The organism is Cognatishimia sp. WU-CL00825, assembly GCF_040364665.1.
Classification (GTDB): Bacteria; Pseudomonadota; Alphaproteobacteria; order Rhodobacterales; family Rhodobacteraceae; genus Cognatishimia.
This window is the reverse complement of the sequence record NZ_BAABWX010000001.1, coordinates 1,281,837-1,296,507: the sequence shown is the minus strand read 5'-3', so window position 1 is coordinate 1,296,507 and position 14,671 is coordinate 1,281,837. Positions and strand designations below refer to the sequence as shown.

General features: G+C 54.0%; 15 protein-coding genes. 11 read left to right on the top strand and 4 right to left on the bottom strand.

Features of this window, described 5'->3' with window-relative positions:
* Nucleotide 1 precedes the first annotated feature (1 nt).
* Nucleotides 2-601 (top strand): LysE/ArgO family amino acid transporter, encoded by a 600-nt coding sequence (locus ABXG94_RS06430; RefSeq protein WP_353532998.1) that lies wholly within the window; start codon nt 2-4, stop codon nt 599-601.
* Between the two features lie 35 nt (nt 602-636).
* Here ABXG94_RS06430 and betI read toward each other — a convergent pair whose 3' ends face one another.
* Entirely contained in the window at nt 637-1,224 is a 588-nt protein-coding gene (betI, locus tag ABXG94_RS06425) for a choline-binding transcriptional repressor BetI (RefSeq protein WP_353532997.1), read from the bottom strand.
* A 144-nt stretch (nt 1,225-1,368) separates the two neighbouring features.
* On the opposite strand from betI, the gene betB reads away from it, so the two are divergent.
* The 3 genes from betB (at nt 1,369) to ABXG94_RS06410 (ending at nt 4,869) form a co-directional block, all read left to right on the top strand.
* Nucleotides 1,369-2,820 carry a betaine-aldehyde dehydrogenase gene (gene betB / locus ABXG94_RS06420; protein WP_353532996.1) on the top strand — a complete coding sequence of 484 codons (1,452 nt, stop codon included), beginning with the start codon at nt 1,369-1,371 and terminating at the stop codon, nt 2,818-2,820.
* Nucleotides 2,821-2,881: 61 nt separating this feature from the next.
* The gene (betA, locus tag ABXG94_RS06415) at nt 2,882-4,537 is read left to right on the top strand and encodes a choline dehydrogenase (RefSeq protein WP_353532995.1); all 1,656 of its coding nucleotides are present in this window, start codon (nt 2,882-2,884) and stop codon (nt 4,535-4,537) included.
* An 89-nt stretch (nt 4,538-4,626) separates the two neighbouring features.
* A complete protein-coding gene (locus ABXG94_RS06410) occupies nt 4,627-4,869 on the top strand; it encodes an HP1242/YdcH family protein (protein ID WP_353532994.1) in 243 nt (80 codons plus the stop codon).
* Here the strand turns inward: ABXG94_RS06410 and ABXG94_RS06405 are convergent.
* The 3 genes from ABXG94_RS06405 to ABXG94_RS06395 all read right to left on the bottom strand — a co-directional run bounded on the left by ABXG94_RS06405 (nt 4,864) and on the right by ABXG94_RS06395 (nt 8,533).
* Nucleotides 4,864-5,700 (bottom strand): alpha/beta hydrolase, encoded by an 837-nt coding sequence (locus ABXG94_RS06405; RefSeq protein ID WP_353532992.1) that lies wholly within the window; start codon nt 5,698-5,700, stop codon nt 4,864-4,866. The two genes, ABXG94_RS06410 and ABXG94_RS06405, sit on opposite strands and share 6 nt — an antisense overlap.
* Nucleotides 5,701-5,859: 159 nt before the next feature.
* The gene (locus ABXG94_RS06400) at nt 5,860-7,260 is read right to left on the bottom strand and encodes a helix-turn-helix domain-containing protein (protein ID WP_353532991.1); all 1,401 of its coding nucleotides are present in this window, start codon (nt 7,258-7,260) and stop codon (nt 5,860-5,862) included.
* Nucleotides 7,261-7,318: 58 nt separating this feature from the next.
* Complete coding sequence (locus ABXG94_RS06395) at nt 7,319-8,533, bottom strand: multidrug effflux MFS transporter (protein ID WP_353532990.1); 1,215 nt, start codon at nt 8,531-8,533, stop codon at nt 7,319-7,321.
* A 190-nt stretch (nt 8,534-8,723) separates the two neighbouring features.
* Here ABXG94_RS06395 and ABXG94_RS06390 point away from each other — a divergent pair, with 190 nt between their 5' ends.
* The 7 genes from ABXG94_RS06390 (at nt 8,724) to ABXG94_RS06360 (ending at nt 14,670) form a co-directional block, all read left to right on the top strand.
* Complete coding sequence (locus ABXG94_RS06390; RefSeq protein WP_353532988.1) at nt 8,724-10,256, top strand: acyl-CoA carboxylase subunit beta; 1,533 nt, start codon at nt 8,724-8,726, stop codon at nt 10,254-10,256.
* Between the two features lie 89 nt (nt 10,257-10,345).
* A complete protein-coding gene (locus tag ABXG94_RS06385) occupies nt 10,346-10,696 on the top strand; it encodes a hypothetical protein (protein ID WP_353532987.1) in 351 nt (116 codons plus the stop codon).
* Nucleotide 10,697: 1 nt separating this feature from the next.
* Nucleotides 10,698-11,102: a DUF6497 family protein gene (locus ABXG94_RS06380; RefSeq protein WP_353532986.1), complete on the top strand. Its 405-nt coding sequence runs from the start codon at nt 10,698-10,700 to the stop codon at nt 11,100-11,102.
* Nucleotides 11,103-11,316: 214 nt separating this feature from the next.
* Nucleotides 11,317-11,460 carry a hypothetical protein gene (locus ABXG94_RS06375; RefSeq protein ID WP_353532985.1) on the top strand — a complete coding sequence of 48 codons (144 nt, stop codon included), beginning with the start codon at nt 11,317-11,319 and terminating at the stop codon, nt 11,458-11,460.
* Between the two features lie 63 nt (nt 11,461-11,523).
* Nucleotides 11,524-11,886, top strand: a complete 363-nt coding sequence (locus ABXG94_RS06370; protein ID WP_353532984.1) for a hypothetical protein — start codon at nt 11,524-11,526, stop codon at nt 11,884-11,886.
* Between the two features lie 403 nt (nt 11,887-12,289).
* On the top strand, nt 12,290-12,499 hold the full coding sequence (locus ABXG94_RS06365) for a hypothetical protein (protein ID WP_353532983.1): 210 nt from the start codon (nt 12,290-12,292) through the stop codon (nt 12,497-12,499).
* 125 nt (nt 12,500-12,624) lie between these two features.
* Nucleotides 12,625-14,670 carry an acetyl-CoA carboxylase biotin carboxylase subunit gene (locus ABXG94_RS06360; protein WP_353532982.1) on the top strand — a complete coding sequence of 682 codons (2,046 nt, stop codon included), beginning with the start codon at nt 12,625-12,627 and terminating at the stop codon, nt 14,668-14,670.
* Nucleotide 14,671 lies beyond the last annotated feature (1 nt).

The window sequence follows — 14,671 nt, the reverse complement described above, 5'->3', positions numbered from 1 at the left end:
GATGCAAGATGCACTGTTTGCTGGGTTTGCCCTGGGGTTTTCATTGATCATGGCGATCGGGTCGCAGAATGCCTTTGTCTTGCGACAGGGCCTAAAGAAGCAATTTGTGCTGCCTGTGGTGATGACCTGCGCGATTTCTGATGCTCTATTGATAGCTGCGGGGGTTGCGGGTTTTGGGGCCTTGGTGTTGGCCGCGCCTTGGGTTGTTTCGGCAGCAAAATGGGGAGGGGCCTTGTTTTTGTTTGTCTATGGCGTGCTAAACTTTCGCTCTGCCTGGCAGGGCGGCGGCAGTTTGGATGCGGCAGAGGCAGGCGGTGGCGGGCTTTGGGTTGCGGTGACAACCTGTCTTTTGCTGACATGGGCCAACCCGCATGTCTATTTGGATACCGTGGTGTTGTTAGGTGGGATTTCAGCGACCTATGCGCCGGCTTGGGCGTTTGGAATCGGCGCAGCCACGGCCAGCCTGACGTTCTTTGCGCTTTTAGGTTTTGGAGCACGTTATCTGCGCCCGTTTTTTGCGTCCCCACGCGCCTGGCGCATATTAGACGCTGGAATTGGTGTCACGATGTGGGCCATCGCGGCGACGCTTTTGATGTCCTAGATTTGATGTGCTGGCGCTGTGGGACTTGCTTTGGGCTAATCCGGCGAGCCGCTGATCATGAGGCCCGCGACACGGCGGGCTTCGGCGCGCGCAGATTGCGGGTCAAGCGGCCTGGCGGCCTGTGCGGCCTCGAGCCAAACGCCATCCATATAGCATTGCAGCGCGACGCGCACGGTTTCGCGATGCTCCGCCCCCACCAGATGACGCAATTCCGCGCGAAAGTGACTTTGCACCCGGCGCCGGTTGATCCGGTGCAAACGTGACAAGGACGTGAAATAGGGTGCGTTCGCCCAAAATTGCATCCAAATAGAGCATTGCTCGACGGTAAAAAGACGATCGTCAAAGTTTGCATCCAAGACAGCCAATAAGCGATCTTGCGGTGAATGGGCGTTTTTGAGGCGGTCGAGCGTTGCTGTCTTTAGAATCGTCAACAAGCGGCGCATCGTCGCTTCCATCAATCGGTCTTTGGAACCGAAATAGTAATTGATACTTGCGGCGGACGCCCCAGCTTCTTCAGCAATTTCCGCCATAGTAACAAGAGAATAGCCCTTGTCATAGACGGCCTGGATGGTGGCGTCGATCAACTCTTCGTTGCGAATATCGCGGATACGTCTTCTTGTCATGGCGCGCAGTTTTGACGTGCAATATCAAATGTGCAATCCGAATTCTGGTGAATTTTCTTAAATGATCATTTAAGTTTTTTCTTGAGAAGCCAAGAAATTCGTGTCACCGCTGTTGTTCAGTGTTTTGTCCTTTCTGGGGGTCCTATGCAGATTCAGCCTAAAGCCAGTCATTTTATTGATGGTGCCTATGTCGACGACGTTGCTGGGACGCCGATTGCGGTTGTCTATCCGGCAACCGGTGAACAGATCGCAACAGTGCATGCGGCGACGCCAGCAATTGTTGACCAAGCGATTGTGGCCGCCAAGCGCGCTCAGAAACAGTGGGCCGCCATGTCTGGTACAGAACGCGGCCGGATATTGCGTCGCGCAGCTGATATGATCCGGGCGCAAAACCGCGATTTGTCGATCTTGGAAACCTATGACACCGGTAAACCGTTGCAGGAAACCCTGGTCGCGGATGCGACAAGCGGGGCAGACGCCTTAGAGTACTTTGGCGGTCTGGCTGGATCCTTGACCGGTGAGCATATTCCGATGGGTGAAGACTGGGTCTATACCGTGCGGGAACCCCTGGGGGTTTGTGTGGGGATTGGGGCCTGGAACTATCCAACCCAGATCGCATGTTGGAAGGCAGCACCCGCTTTGGCTTGTGGCAATGCCATGATTTTCAAACCGTCAGAAACCACCCCTTTGTGTGCGCTTAAGGTTGCCGAAATCTTGTGTGACGCTGGCTTGCCGGCAGGTCTGTTTAATGTGGTACAGGGCATGGGGGAAGTTGGCGGTTCATTGGTGACCGACCCTCGGGTCGATAAGGTTTCTCTGACGGGGTCCGTGCCAACTGGCAAAAAGGTCTATGCGGCTGCGGCTGCACAGATGAAACACGTCACAATGGAACTTGGTGGCAAGTCGCCACTGATCATCTTTGACGATGCGGATCTGGACAATGCCGTGGGCGGGGCCATCAATGGAAATTTCTATTCCTCTGGGCAGGTTTGTTCGAATGGGACACGGGTCTTTGTGCAAAAGGGCCTGAAAGAAGCGTTTCTTCAGCGTTTAACAGAGCGTTTGCAAAATGCGGTGATTGGCGACCCTTTGGATGAGGCGACGAATTTTGGCCCGATGGTCAGCGAAGCACAGTTGAACATTGTCGCAGGCTATATTGAAAAGGGGCAAGCCGAAGGCGCTCGTCTGGTGAGTGGTGGCAAACGGCTGGACCAAAAAGGTTGGTTTCTGGAGCCAACGGTTTTTGCGGATGTCAGTGACGACATGATCATTGCCCGCGAGGAAATCTTTGGGCCGGTCATGGCTGTTCTGGATTTTGAAGACGAGGACGAGGTGATCGCGCGGGCCAATGACACAGAATTTGGCTTGTCAGCTGGCGTCTTTACCAAAGATCTGACACGCGCACATCGGGTGATTGGCAAGTTGGAAGCAGGCAGCTGCTTTATCAATTCCTACAACGATGCCCCGGTCGAAGCGCCTTTTGGCGGTGTTAAGGCGAGCGGCGTTGGGCGCGAGAACAGCAAAGAAGCGATCCAACACTATAGCCAAGTCAAATCGGTCTATGTGCGCATGGGTGATGTGGAAGCGGCCTTTTAGGCGAGGATACCGCAATCTTTGATTGATGGCACCAATTGGAATTCGGCGGCGGAGTTTGAGCATGATTGCAGAATATATCATTGTGGGCGCGGGCTCTGCTGGCTGCGCCATGGCCTATCGGTTGGCCGAAGCAGGCAAACGTGTATTGGTGATCGAACATGGGGGCACCGATATGGGCCCCTTGATTCAGATGCCTGCGGCATTGAGCTATCCAATGAATATGCCAATGTATGACTGGGGTTTTCGGACACAGCCAGAGCCGCATCTTGGAGGGCGCCGATTGGCCACGCCGCGCGGCAAAGTGGTTGGTGGATCAAGTTCTATCAATGGCATGGTTTATGTGCGCGGACACGCTGGCGATTATGACCATTGGCAAGAGAGCGGGGCCAATGGGTGGGGCTATTCTGATGTCTTGCCGTATTTTAAGCGCATGGAAAACTGGCACGCCGGAGGGCAGGGCGGCGACCCGGATTGGCGGGGCGATACCGGGCCCTTGCATGTGTCTCGCGGACCGCGCAACAATCCGTTGCACAAGGCCTTTGTCGACGCCGGGCGTGAAGCCGGCTATCCTGTGACCGAAGATTATAACGGTCATCAGCAAGAGGGCTTTGGCCCGATGGACATGACCGTATGGAAGGGCCGTCGCTGGTCTGCGGCGAATGCCTATTTGAAACCGGCGTTAAAGCGCGAAAACTGCGACATAATCAAAGCGTTTGCCCGCCGTGTGGTGATCGAAGACGGGCGCGCCGTTGGGGTTGAAGTAGAGCGCGGCGGAAAAGTGGAAATCTTACGTGCCGCGCGTGAGGTTATATTGGCTGCAAGCTCGATCAACTCTCCGAAGCTTTTGATGTTGTCTGGCATTGGACCAGCGGCGCATCTGGCAGAGCATGGCATAGATGTGGTGGCGGATCGTCCGGGTGTTGGGCAAAATTTGCAGGACCATTTGGAACTGTATCTGCAAATGGCGGCCAGCCAGCCTATTACTTTGTACAAATATTGGAACCTGCTTGGCAAAGCGCTGATCGGCGCTCAATGGTTGTTCACTAAGACTGGGCTTGGGGCCTCTAACCAGTTTGAAACTGCTGGATTTATCCGCTCTGACGCAGGGGTGTCTTACCCCGATATTCAATACCATTTTTTGCCAATTGCTGTGCGCTATGACGGGCAAGTGGCAGCAGAAGGTCACGGCTTCCAAGCCCATGTTGGCCCGATGCGCAGCCCCTCTCGTGGGGCAATCACATTGGCGAGCGCCGACCCAAAGGACGCGCCTAATATTTTGTTTAACTATATGTCAACAGAGCAAGATTGGTCGGATTTCAGAAAGTGCATTCGACTAACGCGCGAAATTTTTGCCCAGGATGCCTTTGAGCCCTTTGTGAAGCACGAAATCCAACCCGGGGACGCCGTGCAGAGCGATGACGAGTTGAACAGCTTTATCGCGGAACATGTTGAAAGTGCCTACCACCCCTGCGGCAGCTGTAAAATGGGGGCCGCAGACGATCCAACAAGCGTGGTCGATCCGGAATGCAAAGTCATTGGGGTTGAGGGGTTGCGGGTTGCTGACAGTTCGATTTTCCCGCGCATCACCAACGGCAATTTAAACGGCCCGTCGATCATGACGGGTGAAAAAGCCTCTGACCATATTCTGGGGAAAAACCTGCCCAGTTCCAATGCGGTGCCATGGGTGAATGAAACCTGGGAAACAGCACAAAGATAGCGCTTTTGATCAGCTAATTGATCCCGGTCAAAGTGGGCGGAAATTGAAAAGGTTTATCCTTTGTTTGAACACGAGCAAAGGAGCGCAAAATGTCTCATACCCCACATGAATTGGCCGAGGAATTTCCGGAGCACGCCGAAAAAATGAGCGAGCTTAAGCAAACGGATGCGCATTTCGCGCGGCTGTCTGATGAGTATCATCAGGTTAATCGCGACATTCATCGCGCGGAAACCAATGTAGAGCCGATGAACGAGAGCGCTGAGACTGACTTGCGCAAAAAACGTGGCGCGCTTAAGGACGAAATCTATCGCGTGCTAAGCACCGCTTCATAAGACCTTGTCGATAAAGGACCAAAGGCGCGGCAGAACATCGCTGCGCCACAAATCCGTGTGTCCCGCGCCTTTGACGGCAATAAATTGTTTTGAACGGGTGGGGGCGGCTTGAAAAATGCGTCGACCCTGGCTGATGGGGATCAACGTGTCGTTTGTGCCATGTATCACCAACAGCGGTGAAGACAGCGCAAGCGGGGCGACGTCGATGGATCGCCACTGACTGTCCAAACTGTCGGCAAGCGCCGCAAAAGATGAATAATGCTCTGCGGCTAGGTCTTTTAGTGAGGTAAACGGCGCTTCTAAAACCACTGCAGAAATATGCTGGTTATGTCCGATGCTCTTGGCGTTTAGCACCTGAATTGATACGGCGGTGCCTAGGCTTTCGCCATAGATCACGATCGGGGATTTGGGCGCGAAGTCGGCAAAGGCCGCAGTGCGGGTGGCAAGCTGCATGGCAATGGTGGTCGCATCTTGCGTTAGGATGTCTTGGTCGGGCGTACCTTTGCTGCCTGAACTGCCACGATAGGCCGGGGCGACCAAACCATAGCCGCGATCCAGGAACCGCTGAAAACGGCCAGCACGATTGGCTAGATTTCCGGCGTTGCCGTGGAAATACAAAATGATAGGTTTGCCGCGTTTGGGAGGGGCTGTCCACACCACCAATTGGGTACCCTTGATGGTCATGATCTGTTCGCTGACGGCGTTTAGGCCAACGGATCCCGGAGCTATGCGAGCGCTGTCAAACGGATAGAGCAGCCAACGTTCTGCATAGCTCCCTAAGCTGGCGACACCGAAAAAGCCCACAATCAAAAGCGCAAATATACGAAACATCTGATGCCTTTATTACATCCGTTGGTTAGGGCAATCGAACGGTGAAAGAAGCTACACTGGCCCAAAGCCCGAGCATATAGTTAGCGGGGTTTGCTACCAAAGGGGAAACTTTGGCGACGCGCGTCGTATTTCATTACTTTGCATTTGATGATTGCAAAGTTAGCTAACTTCATAGGGCAACACACCGCGGGTGTTTTCATGTATTGTCAGTTTGCGTTCCAGAGGAGGCACAGATCTTTGATGGCAATTGGGCCGCTCGCAAATACGACAAGATATGCCGATCGGTTGGTAGGCCGCTGCGCTGGTCACATCCATATTGTCGGCATAAACCAGCTGGTCAGCATGTTTGATTTCACATCCTAAGGCAATCGCATAACGCCGCACCGGGGCACCGTAGTGACCACCAGATTTGGAGATATCTCGGGCGAGAGAAAAATAGCGCACCCCATCGGGTGTTTCTGCCAACTGGCGCAGAAAATGGCCCGGCGTTTCAAAGGCGCGATGTACGTTCCACAAAGGGCAAGCCCCGCCAAATCGGGCAAACTGTAACCGGGTGGCGGAGTGGCGTTTGGTGATTGTGCCCGCTTGGTCGACCCGGACGAAAAAGAATGGCACGCCTTTCTTGCCGGGGCGCTGCAAAGTCGACAGCCGGTGGGCGATTTGTTCGATAGAGGCCCCAAATTGACGACCCAAGAGTTCAAGATCGTGGCGCAAATCTTGCGCGGCTTTCAGGAAGGCTGCATAGGGCATCATGGCGGCCCCGGCGAAATAATTGGCCAAGCCGATCTTTGCGATATTACGTGCGGAGTCTGATTGAAATCTTGCCAGGTCAAGCGTGGCTTCCAACAGGGAATTTCTTTGTAGAAGAGCCACTTGCAACAATAACTGGAAAGCTTGGGTTTCAGCAGCGCTGCGATTGGACAACGAGAGGGTTTTGGTCGCCGGATCGTAGTTTCGCAGCACTTCTTGATCAACCATCTTTACCGTAACCCCGATATGGGTCAGCGCCCGAATTGCGGCGTTTTGCACGCCACCGTGGTCTTGGGCCTGCACTGCAAAGTTTTCGGCGGCGTGATCAACCGCATCAATATAATTGTCGCAATAGTGGAAAAAATCACGGACTTCATCCCAGGGGCTGGGCTGCATTTTCACATCTTGGCGACCAAGGGCCTCGTCCAACGAGGCCAGACGTTCATGAGTTTGACGGTAGGCGTGATGCAGCTTTAGAAAGGCATGCGCCAGCATCGGGGCGTTAGAGGCAGATAGCCTGAGGTCAGCCAGAGGCACCTCGGTTTCAGCTAAGACAGGGTCAGCGAGCGCTTCGCGCAGGTCGCTAACAATGCGTTCGGAATCGCCGGTAGACAACTCGGTGACATCAACGCCGAATTCCTGGGCCAGCGCCAGAACCACCGTGGTGGACACTGGTCGGTTGTTATTTTCCATCTGGTTTAGGTAAGGCAGGGAAATGCCGAGCTTTTGCGCAAATTCCTTTTGTGTCAGAGACACGCGGTTTCTGATTTCGCGTAGTTTGGCTCCGGCATAGAGCTTTTGACTGGCCATTTGTGCCGTCCTTTGCAAATTAGCAGTGCTTTAGCTTAGCTTTGCAAATTGCGGATGGCTAGCCTCTGATCTGTTTTTCGCGCCAAACAACCCACCAGATTGAGATAATGCCAAGCACAGAGCTGATGAACATCAACCACAAAAGAGGGAATGCGCCAGTGTCAGGGGTAAGTAGGACGCCGGCCAAAGCTGACAGCAGTGCACCGATGCCGATCATCATTGCGCCAGTTAGCCCGGAGGCTGTTCCCGCAAGGTGCGGTCGCACCGAGAGCGCTCCGGATGTGGCGCTGGGGATCACCAGGCCATTGCCCAGACCGACAAGCGTCATAAAGCCAAAGAAGCTGAGCGGCGAACCAAGCCCCATTTCAAATACCATGAGCGAGGCTGCTATGCCTGCTGCATTCACAAAACATCCCCAAAACACCATGCGATTTATGCCGATGCGGGCAGAAACGATCCCGGTGATCATATTACCAAAAAAGTAGCCAACAGCTGGTGCGCCAAAATAGGTCCCAAGAACGGCAGGGCGCATTTCAAACAGCTCAGTGCCCACAAAAGGTGCCCCGCCGAGGTAGGCAAAGAACGCGCCCGAAGCAAAGGCTGATGCCAGCGTGTAGCCCCAAAATCGCGGGCTGGTCAAAAGCTCTGGATATTCCTTGAATTGGGCAATCAATGTCTTGCCACTGGAGGATTTGGTCTCGCCCACGTCGCGCCAGACAATTGCCAGCGTCAGCGCGCCCAAACTAAATAGCACCCAGAAATTACCCTTCCATCCAAAGCTTTGTTCGATGACACCGCCCAGAACCGGCCCAAGCATGGGCACAATCGACATGCCCATGGTGACATAGCCAATCATTGAGGCGGCTTTGTCTGAAGGAAACACATCGCGCACCACGGCGCGCGACAGCACCATGCCGATGGCCATTACGGCTTGGGCCATTCGGAATGCAAGAAATACGGTTGCGTTTGGCGCAAAGATGCAGCCCAAAGTGGCGATCAAGAAGAGCACGAGGCCCCAGAGCATCACGGGTCGGCGGCCCACTTTGTCAGAAATCGGGCCGATGATGATTTGCAGAAACGCGCTGAAACCCAGATAGACCGCGACCGACAATTGCATGATCCGGTAGTCGGTTTCAAAATATGCGGCCATGCCGGGCAGGCTGGGCAAAAAGATATTCATGGTCAGAGCGCTAGCCCCGGCCAATAGGATCAGAGTTGAAATATGCGGTGGAGTTGCGCTGTCAAAATAGCGAACTGTTTGGCTTTGTGTCATATTGAGATAGCTAGGGCCTGTGTTCTGAGCTGTCTATAGAATCCAAACAGAAAATGAACTTAGCGGTTCAAAATTAGCAAGTTTGCATTATTCAAGCATTGCATTTGCATGTATTTGCAAATTTGCCGAATTTTACTTCCGGATTTTCCCAGTCGCCCCTATGGTGCTGGGAAATTCAAGGGGAACCGGAATGAAAGATATTCTTCAAGAGCTAGAGAGCCGCCGCGATGTTGCGCGTTTGGGTGGTGGTCAGCGCCGTATTGATAGTCAGCATGCCAAGGGCAAATTGACCGCGCGGGAACGTGTCGAATTGTTGCTGGACGAAGGTAGCTTTGAAGAATTCGATATGTTCAAAGCGCATCGCTGTACAGACTTTGGCATGCAAGAGCAAAAGCCTGCTGGTGATGGCGTGATCACCGGCTGGGGCACGATTAATGGCCGCATGGTCTATGTGTTCTCACAGGACTTTACGGTGTTTGGCGGTTCCCTGTCTGAAACCCACGCTGAAAAGATTTGCAAGATCATGGATATGGCCATTCAGAATGGCGCGCCTGTGATCGGCATCAATGATTCCGGCGGGGCGCGTATCCAAGAGGGTGTGGCGTCTTTGGCAGGCTATGCAGAAGTGTTTCAGCGCAATATCATGGCTTCGGGCGTTGTGCCGCAGATTTCCGTGATCATGGGCCCTTGTGCGGGCGGTGCGGTTTATTCACCTGCGATGACAGATTTCATCTTTATGGTAAAAGACACATCTTACATGTTTGTCACCGGTCCGGACGTCGTCAAAACAGTGACCAACGAAGTGGTGACCGCAGAGGAATTGGGTGGGGCTTCTACCCATACCAAGAAATCTTCTGTTGCCGATGGCGCATTTGAAAACGATGTCGAGGCCTTGGCAGAAGTGCGGCGTCTGGTGGATTTCCTGCCATTGAACAATCGCGAGAAACCTCCGGTGCGGCCGTTTTTTGATGAGCCGGGTCGCGTGGAGGCGAGTTTGGACACGATTGTTCCAGAGAACCCCAATACCCCTTATGACATGAAAGAACTCATCGCGAAGATTGCCGACGAGGGTGATTTTTACGAAATCCAAGAAGATTTTGCCAAGAATATCATCACCGGTTTTATGCGTCTTGAAGGACAGACCGTTGGGGTCGTGGCCAATCAGCCAATGGTTTTGGCGGGGTGTCTTGATATTGACAGCAGCCGTAAAGCCGCACGCTTTGTGCGATTTTGTGATTGTTTTGAGATCCCAATCCTGACGCTTGTGGATGTTCCTGGGTTTTTGCCGGGCACATCACAAGAATATGGCGGCGTGATCAAACATGGGGCCAAGTTGTTGTTTGCATATGGCGAGGCCACCGTACCAAAGGTCACGGTGATCACCCGCAAAGCCTATGGCGGTGCCTATGACGTGATGGCGTCCAAACATCTGCGCGGTGATTTCAATTATGCTTGGCCGACGGCGGAAATTGCGGTGATGGGGGCCAAGGGAGCCACGGAAATCATCCATCGTGCGGATCTTGGGGATGCGGAGAAAATCGCCAAGCATACGCAAGATTACGAGGATCGCTTTGCTAACCCGTTTGTTGCTGCCGAGCGCGGCTTTATCGATGAGGTGATCATGCCGCATTCGACCCGCCGCCGTGTCAGCCGGGCTTTTGCAAGCCTGCGCAATAAGAAGCTCGAGAATCCTTGGAAAAAGCACGACAACATTCCGCTTTAGGCGGGGGTGGTCGGGGGCTGTTTGCCCCCGCAGCGAAACAGGGTTTCGCTTTCCCCCAAGGGTATTTGGATCAAGAACAAAGGTGAGATGTGGGACGCAACACTTGGCATATTCTACGCGATGAGGGCAGCGTGACGGTGACGCGTGTTCTGCCCGTGCGTTTTGATGTCTGTGCGGAAACGACCTTGCCTGCTGGCCGCGTTTTGAAGGTGGCCCAGCAAGTGCGTCAGGATCTGTGGCGCAAGTTGCAAAAGCTGCGCGGGTTTTCCCCAGTGGTTTGTGTTGTGCAGGCAGGCACCGGTTTGCGGGTAACTGCAGGCGGTCGCATCGAGGCGACCTTTCACAAACCCACGGTTGACGCCTTGATAGCGGAAGTTCTGGCGGACCCGCGCAATCGCGCGCGCTGGAGCAACTACGCGCGTGCTGCAGGCCAGGTGTAAAATGGCGAATTGGTTGAAATACGCCGCGATAGGAGGGGCCCTTGCGGGCGCGGCCACGGCTGGGGTTTTGGAGGAAACCCTGGCTGTGCCCTCTGGGTATGCGGTTCAACTGCAAGAAAAACGCGTTGATCAATTGCCAGATGGGGCGCAGGTTTTGCGGCTGCGGTTTGTGATGCCTGCCATTGCCCGTCCGGACCACGTCTATTCTGATGTGGCGGGAGATTTTGAGGCACTGTGTAATCATTTGGCTTGGCGCGTGGTTGGCGCGCAGTCAAAAGACATCGATCACATCGTAGTTTCGCTTTCTGACCGTGAAACCGATTTTGGGGTGTCAAACTCTGATGCGACCCAGTATTTCGAGGCATTCACACTCGAAACTGACATCTGCATCTGGGAGGGATTCTAATGTACCCACAAGATATTGCGCCATGGCGCGCTGTTCGGCGGAAATTTGCGTCTTTGAAGCCACATGAGTTGGGCTTTGGGGGCTATGCGTTTCTTTTTGCATCCAATTCTCTTAATCTGCCCCATGGGTACACCCGAGATACCTCGTACCTAACAAAGAGGCAGGCAGGGCAAACTGGCCCTGTTTCTATTGAAAATAAATTTAGGAGAGAAAGATGTCTAAGAGCATCAAAACCGTTTTGGCCGTTGGCCTTGTTGTTCTGGTCGCAGCCTGCGCCCAAGAGCCTGTTGAAGAATATGTTGTTGTTGATCCAGAGCCGATCTCGACAGAGCCAATGCACACCGGCAAATATAAATAAGTATCTTGGGCAGGCTTTCACGTCTGCCCAATCCCGCACCTCTGACATCCGGGGGGTTGCGGCATGATCAAGCATCGTGGTTTCCCGGGGCGTTTGCCGGGTTCGGATTTTCAATTTGTCATTCGTCGCCCAAATCCCAAAGGGGCGACAGCCGTCACGCGTCGTGAGCGGTTTAAGGACCGTCGCCCAGCGGATCGGCGTGCGGACGCGGCTTTTATGAAAGCCCTGTGGGAATGCTTTGGCGATCAGCCGTTTGAACGCGGCAATCTGGACGCGGGCCGCCTGAGCTGGCTGTTTGGCCGCGAAGTGGTTGCGGTCGAGGAGGGTTTTGACCCCACAAGCTATGACGCGGTCATGGTGATCAATGAAAATGTCGCGCGGGCGTCCTTTCCGGAAGCCTTTGAAACGGACGATGACTGGCAATGAGGAATTGTCAGCCAAATATCGCTTATCGCCTTACAAAAAAGGGCGGGGCCTGTCGCGTAACTGGCATGTATTTGCCGACGCCTACAGGGTTTGGGCAGGTTTTGGCTGGCGCAATTCTTCAAGCCACGGGTGCGCTTGTCTTTCGCGATGCACGCAAAGATAGTGCACCCATGGCGATCACATATCCCTCCGTGGTCGCCTGTAACAGAGTATTCCGTTACCCTTCCCCCTGCAGACGGTTTGGCGATGTCCCCTCCGAACCGTCTGCAATTTCATTCCCTGGCCTGACACGCTCTGCGCAAAGCCTTGCCGAAATAACTGCGTTTGTTGCCTGTGGCTTTCGCAATCCGTGGGCTGTGCCATGCTGGATGACATCGAGCAACAGCAGGGAAGGCTTTAGATCATGTATAAATACTGGAAGATTGCCGTCATTTGCGCGGCGTCGCTTGGCCTGTCGGCCTGTGGCGACACAGCGCTTGAACAGGGTGTCTTGGGCGCGGGCGCGGGTGCCGGTGCAGCCATCGTCACTGGCGGAAATGCAAAAACTGCGGCGGTCATTGGCGGCTTTGCCAATGTGGCCTACTGCCAAACCTACCCAGAACGCTGCCGCTAAATCCAATCCTGTCGCACAACTGCGACCCAATGACATTGTATCCACTGGTGCTCTGCGCGCTGGTGGATTTTTGTTGCCGAAACTCAAGGGCCAGCCTTTGAGCCAAGAACCAGAAGGGACATCCCATGTTCAATAAGATCCTGATCGCGAACCGGGGCGAAATCGCCTGCCGTGTTATCAAAACGGCTAAAAAGATGGGCATTTCAACCGTGGCCATCTATTCGGATGCTGATAAAAATGCACTGCATGTTGAGATGGCGGATGAGGCCATTCACATTGGGCCGCCGCCTGCCAATCAATCCTATATTGTCATCGACAAGGTGATGCAGGCGATCAAAGATTCCGGTGCCCAAGCCGTGCACCCTGGATATGGGTTTCTTTCTGAAAATGCCAAGTTCGCCGAGGCACTGTCGGCGCAGGGCGTGGCATTTGTTGGCCCACCTGTTGGGGCGATTGAAAAGATGGGTGACAAAATCACCTCGAAAAAAATCGCGCAAGATGCAGATGTGAGTACCGTGCCAGGCTATATGGGTCTGATTGAAGATGCCGACGAAGCTGTGAAAATCAGCAATCAAATTGGCTATCCGGTGATGATCAAGGCCTCTGCCGGTGGTGGTGGCAAGGGCATGCGGATTGCCTGGAATGACCAAGAGGCGCGCGAAGGCTTTCAATCGTCCAAAAACGAGGCTGCCAACAGCTTTGGTGATGACCGGATCTTTATCGAGAAATTCATCACGCAACCGCGCCATATTGAAATTCAGGTGCTGTGTGATGCGCATGGTAATGGCATTTATCTGGGTGAGCGCGAGTGCTCTATTCAGCGTCGTCAGCAGAAAGTGGTTGAAGAAGCCCCGTCGCCGTTCTTGGATGAAGCAACCCGTAAAGCCATGGGCGAGCAGGCAGTGGCGCTTGCCAAAGCCGTTGATTACGCGTCAGCAGGCACGGTGGAATTCATCGTTGATGGCGAGCGCAATTTCTATTTCTTGGAAATGAACACGCGATTGCAGGTTGAACACCCGGTGACAGAGTTGATTACTGGTGTTGATCTGGTCGAACAGATGATCCGCGTGGCCAATGGCGAGCCGCTCAGCATTTCACAAGACGATGTGACCTTGACGGGCTGGGCGATTGAAAACCGGCTTTATGCCGAAGATCCGTATCGCGGCTTTTTGCCGTCCATTGGGCGTTTGACCCGCTATCGCCCACCTGCAGAAACTGCAGCTGGTCCGATGTTGGTGAATGGCAAATGGATGGGCGATGCGCCAACTGGTCAAGCGGCTGTGCGCAATGACACCGGTGTATATGAAGGCGGCGAAATCAGCATGTATTATGATCCGATGATCGCCAAGCTGTGTACCTGGGCTGAAACCCGCGAAGCAGCCATCGATGCGATGCGCGTGGCTTTGGACAGTTTTGAAGTTGAAGGCATTGGCCATAACCTGCCGTTCTTGTCCGCCGTCATGGATCACCCCAAGTTCATTTCAGGGGACATGACTACGGCGTTTATCGAAGAAGAATACCCCGAAGGCTTTGACGGTGTTCAGCTGAAAGAGTCGGAGTTGCGCCAAGTGGCAGCAAGTGCAGCGGCAATGCACCGTGTGGCTGAAATCCGCCGGACCCGCGTGTCGGGGCGCATGGATAACCACGAGCGACGTGTGGGTGCGGATTGGGTCGTTTCCTTGCAAGGTACCGACTTTGAAGTGCAGATTGACGCGGATCGTGATGGGTCAACGGTTTCCTTTTCTGATGGAACCGCTGTGCGCGTCAGCAGTGACTGGACACCGGGGGATCAACTGGCGACGTTGGATATTGACGGCAAATTGCTTGCACTTAAGGTTGGCAAAATTTCTGGTGGGTTCCGCATTCGCAGCCGTGGCGCAGATATGAAAGTACACGTGCGCACGCCGCGTCAGGCAGAATTGGCCCGCCTGATGCCCGAAAAGGTCGCGCCAGATACCAGCAAGCTATTGCTGTGCCCCATGCCGGGATTGATCGTCAAGGTCGAGGTAGAGGTTGGCCAAGAAGTGCAAGAAGGTCAGGCTTTGTGTTCCGTAGAGGCCATGAAAATGGAGAACATTCTGCGGGCAGAAAAGAAATCTGTGGTGGCAAAGATCAACGCGAGTGCCGGTGATAGCCTGGCGGTTGATGATGTGATCATGGAGTTTGAATAAG

Bases quoted from the DNA above. Each gene is read 5' to 3' on its own strand.
- ABXG94_RS06430 (WP_353532998.1), top strand. From the start codon at position 2: ATGCAAGATGCACTGTTTGCTGGGTTTGCCCTGGGGTTTTCATTGATC.
- betI (WP_353532997.1), bottom strand. From the start codon at position 1,224: ATGACAAGAAGACGTATCCGCGATATTCGCAACGAAGAGTTGATCGAC.
- betB (WP_353532996.1), top strand. From the start codon at position 1,369: ATGCAGATTCAGCCTAAAGCCAGTCATTTTATTGATGGTGCCTATGTC.
- betA (WP_353532995.1), top strand. From the start codon at position 2,882: ATGATTGCAGAATATATCATTGTGGGCGCGGGCTCTGCTGGCTGCGCC.
- ABXG94_RS06410 (WP_353532994.1), top strand. From the start codon at position 4,627: ATGTCTCATACCCCACATGAATTGGCCGAGGAATTTCCGGAGCACGCC.
- ABXG94_RS06405 (WP_353532992.1), bottom strand. From the start codon at position 5,700: ATGTTTCGTATATTTGCGCTTTTGATTGTGGGCTTTTTCGGTGTCGCC.
- ABXG94_RS06400 (WP_353532991.1), bottom strand. From the start codon at position 7,260: ATGGCCAGTCAAAAGCTCTATGCCGGAGCCAAACTACGCGAAATCAGA.
- ABXG94_RS06395 (WP_353532990.1), bottom strand. From the start codon at position 8,533: ATGACACAAAGCCAAACAGTTCGCTATTTTGACAGCGCAACTCCACCG.
- ABXG94_RS06390 (WP_353532988.1), top strand. From the start codon at position 8,724: ATGAAAGATATTCTTCAAGAGCTAGAGAGCCGCCGCGATGTTGCGCGT.
- ABXG94_RS06380 (WP_353532986.1), top strand. From the start codon at position 10,698: ATGGCGAATTGGTTGAAATACGCCGCGATAGGAGGGGCCCTTGCGGGC.
- ABXG94_RS06375 (WP_353532985.1), top strand. From the start codon at position 11,317: ATGTCTAAGAGCATCAAAACCGTTTTGGCCGTTGGCCTTGTTGTTCTG.
- ABXG94_RS06370 (WP_353532984.1), top strand. From the start codon at position 11,524: ATGATCAAGCATCGTGGTTTCCCGGGGCGTTTGCCGGGTTCGGATTTT.
- ABXG94_RS06365 (WP_353532983.1), top strand. From the start codon at position 12,290: ATGTATAAATACTGGAAGATTGCCGTCATTTGCGCGGCGTCGCTTGGC.
- ABXG94_RS06360 (WP_353532982.1), top strand. From the start codon at position 12,625: ATGTTCAATAAGATCCTGATCGCGAACCGGGGCGAAATCGCCTGCCGT.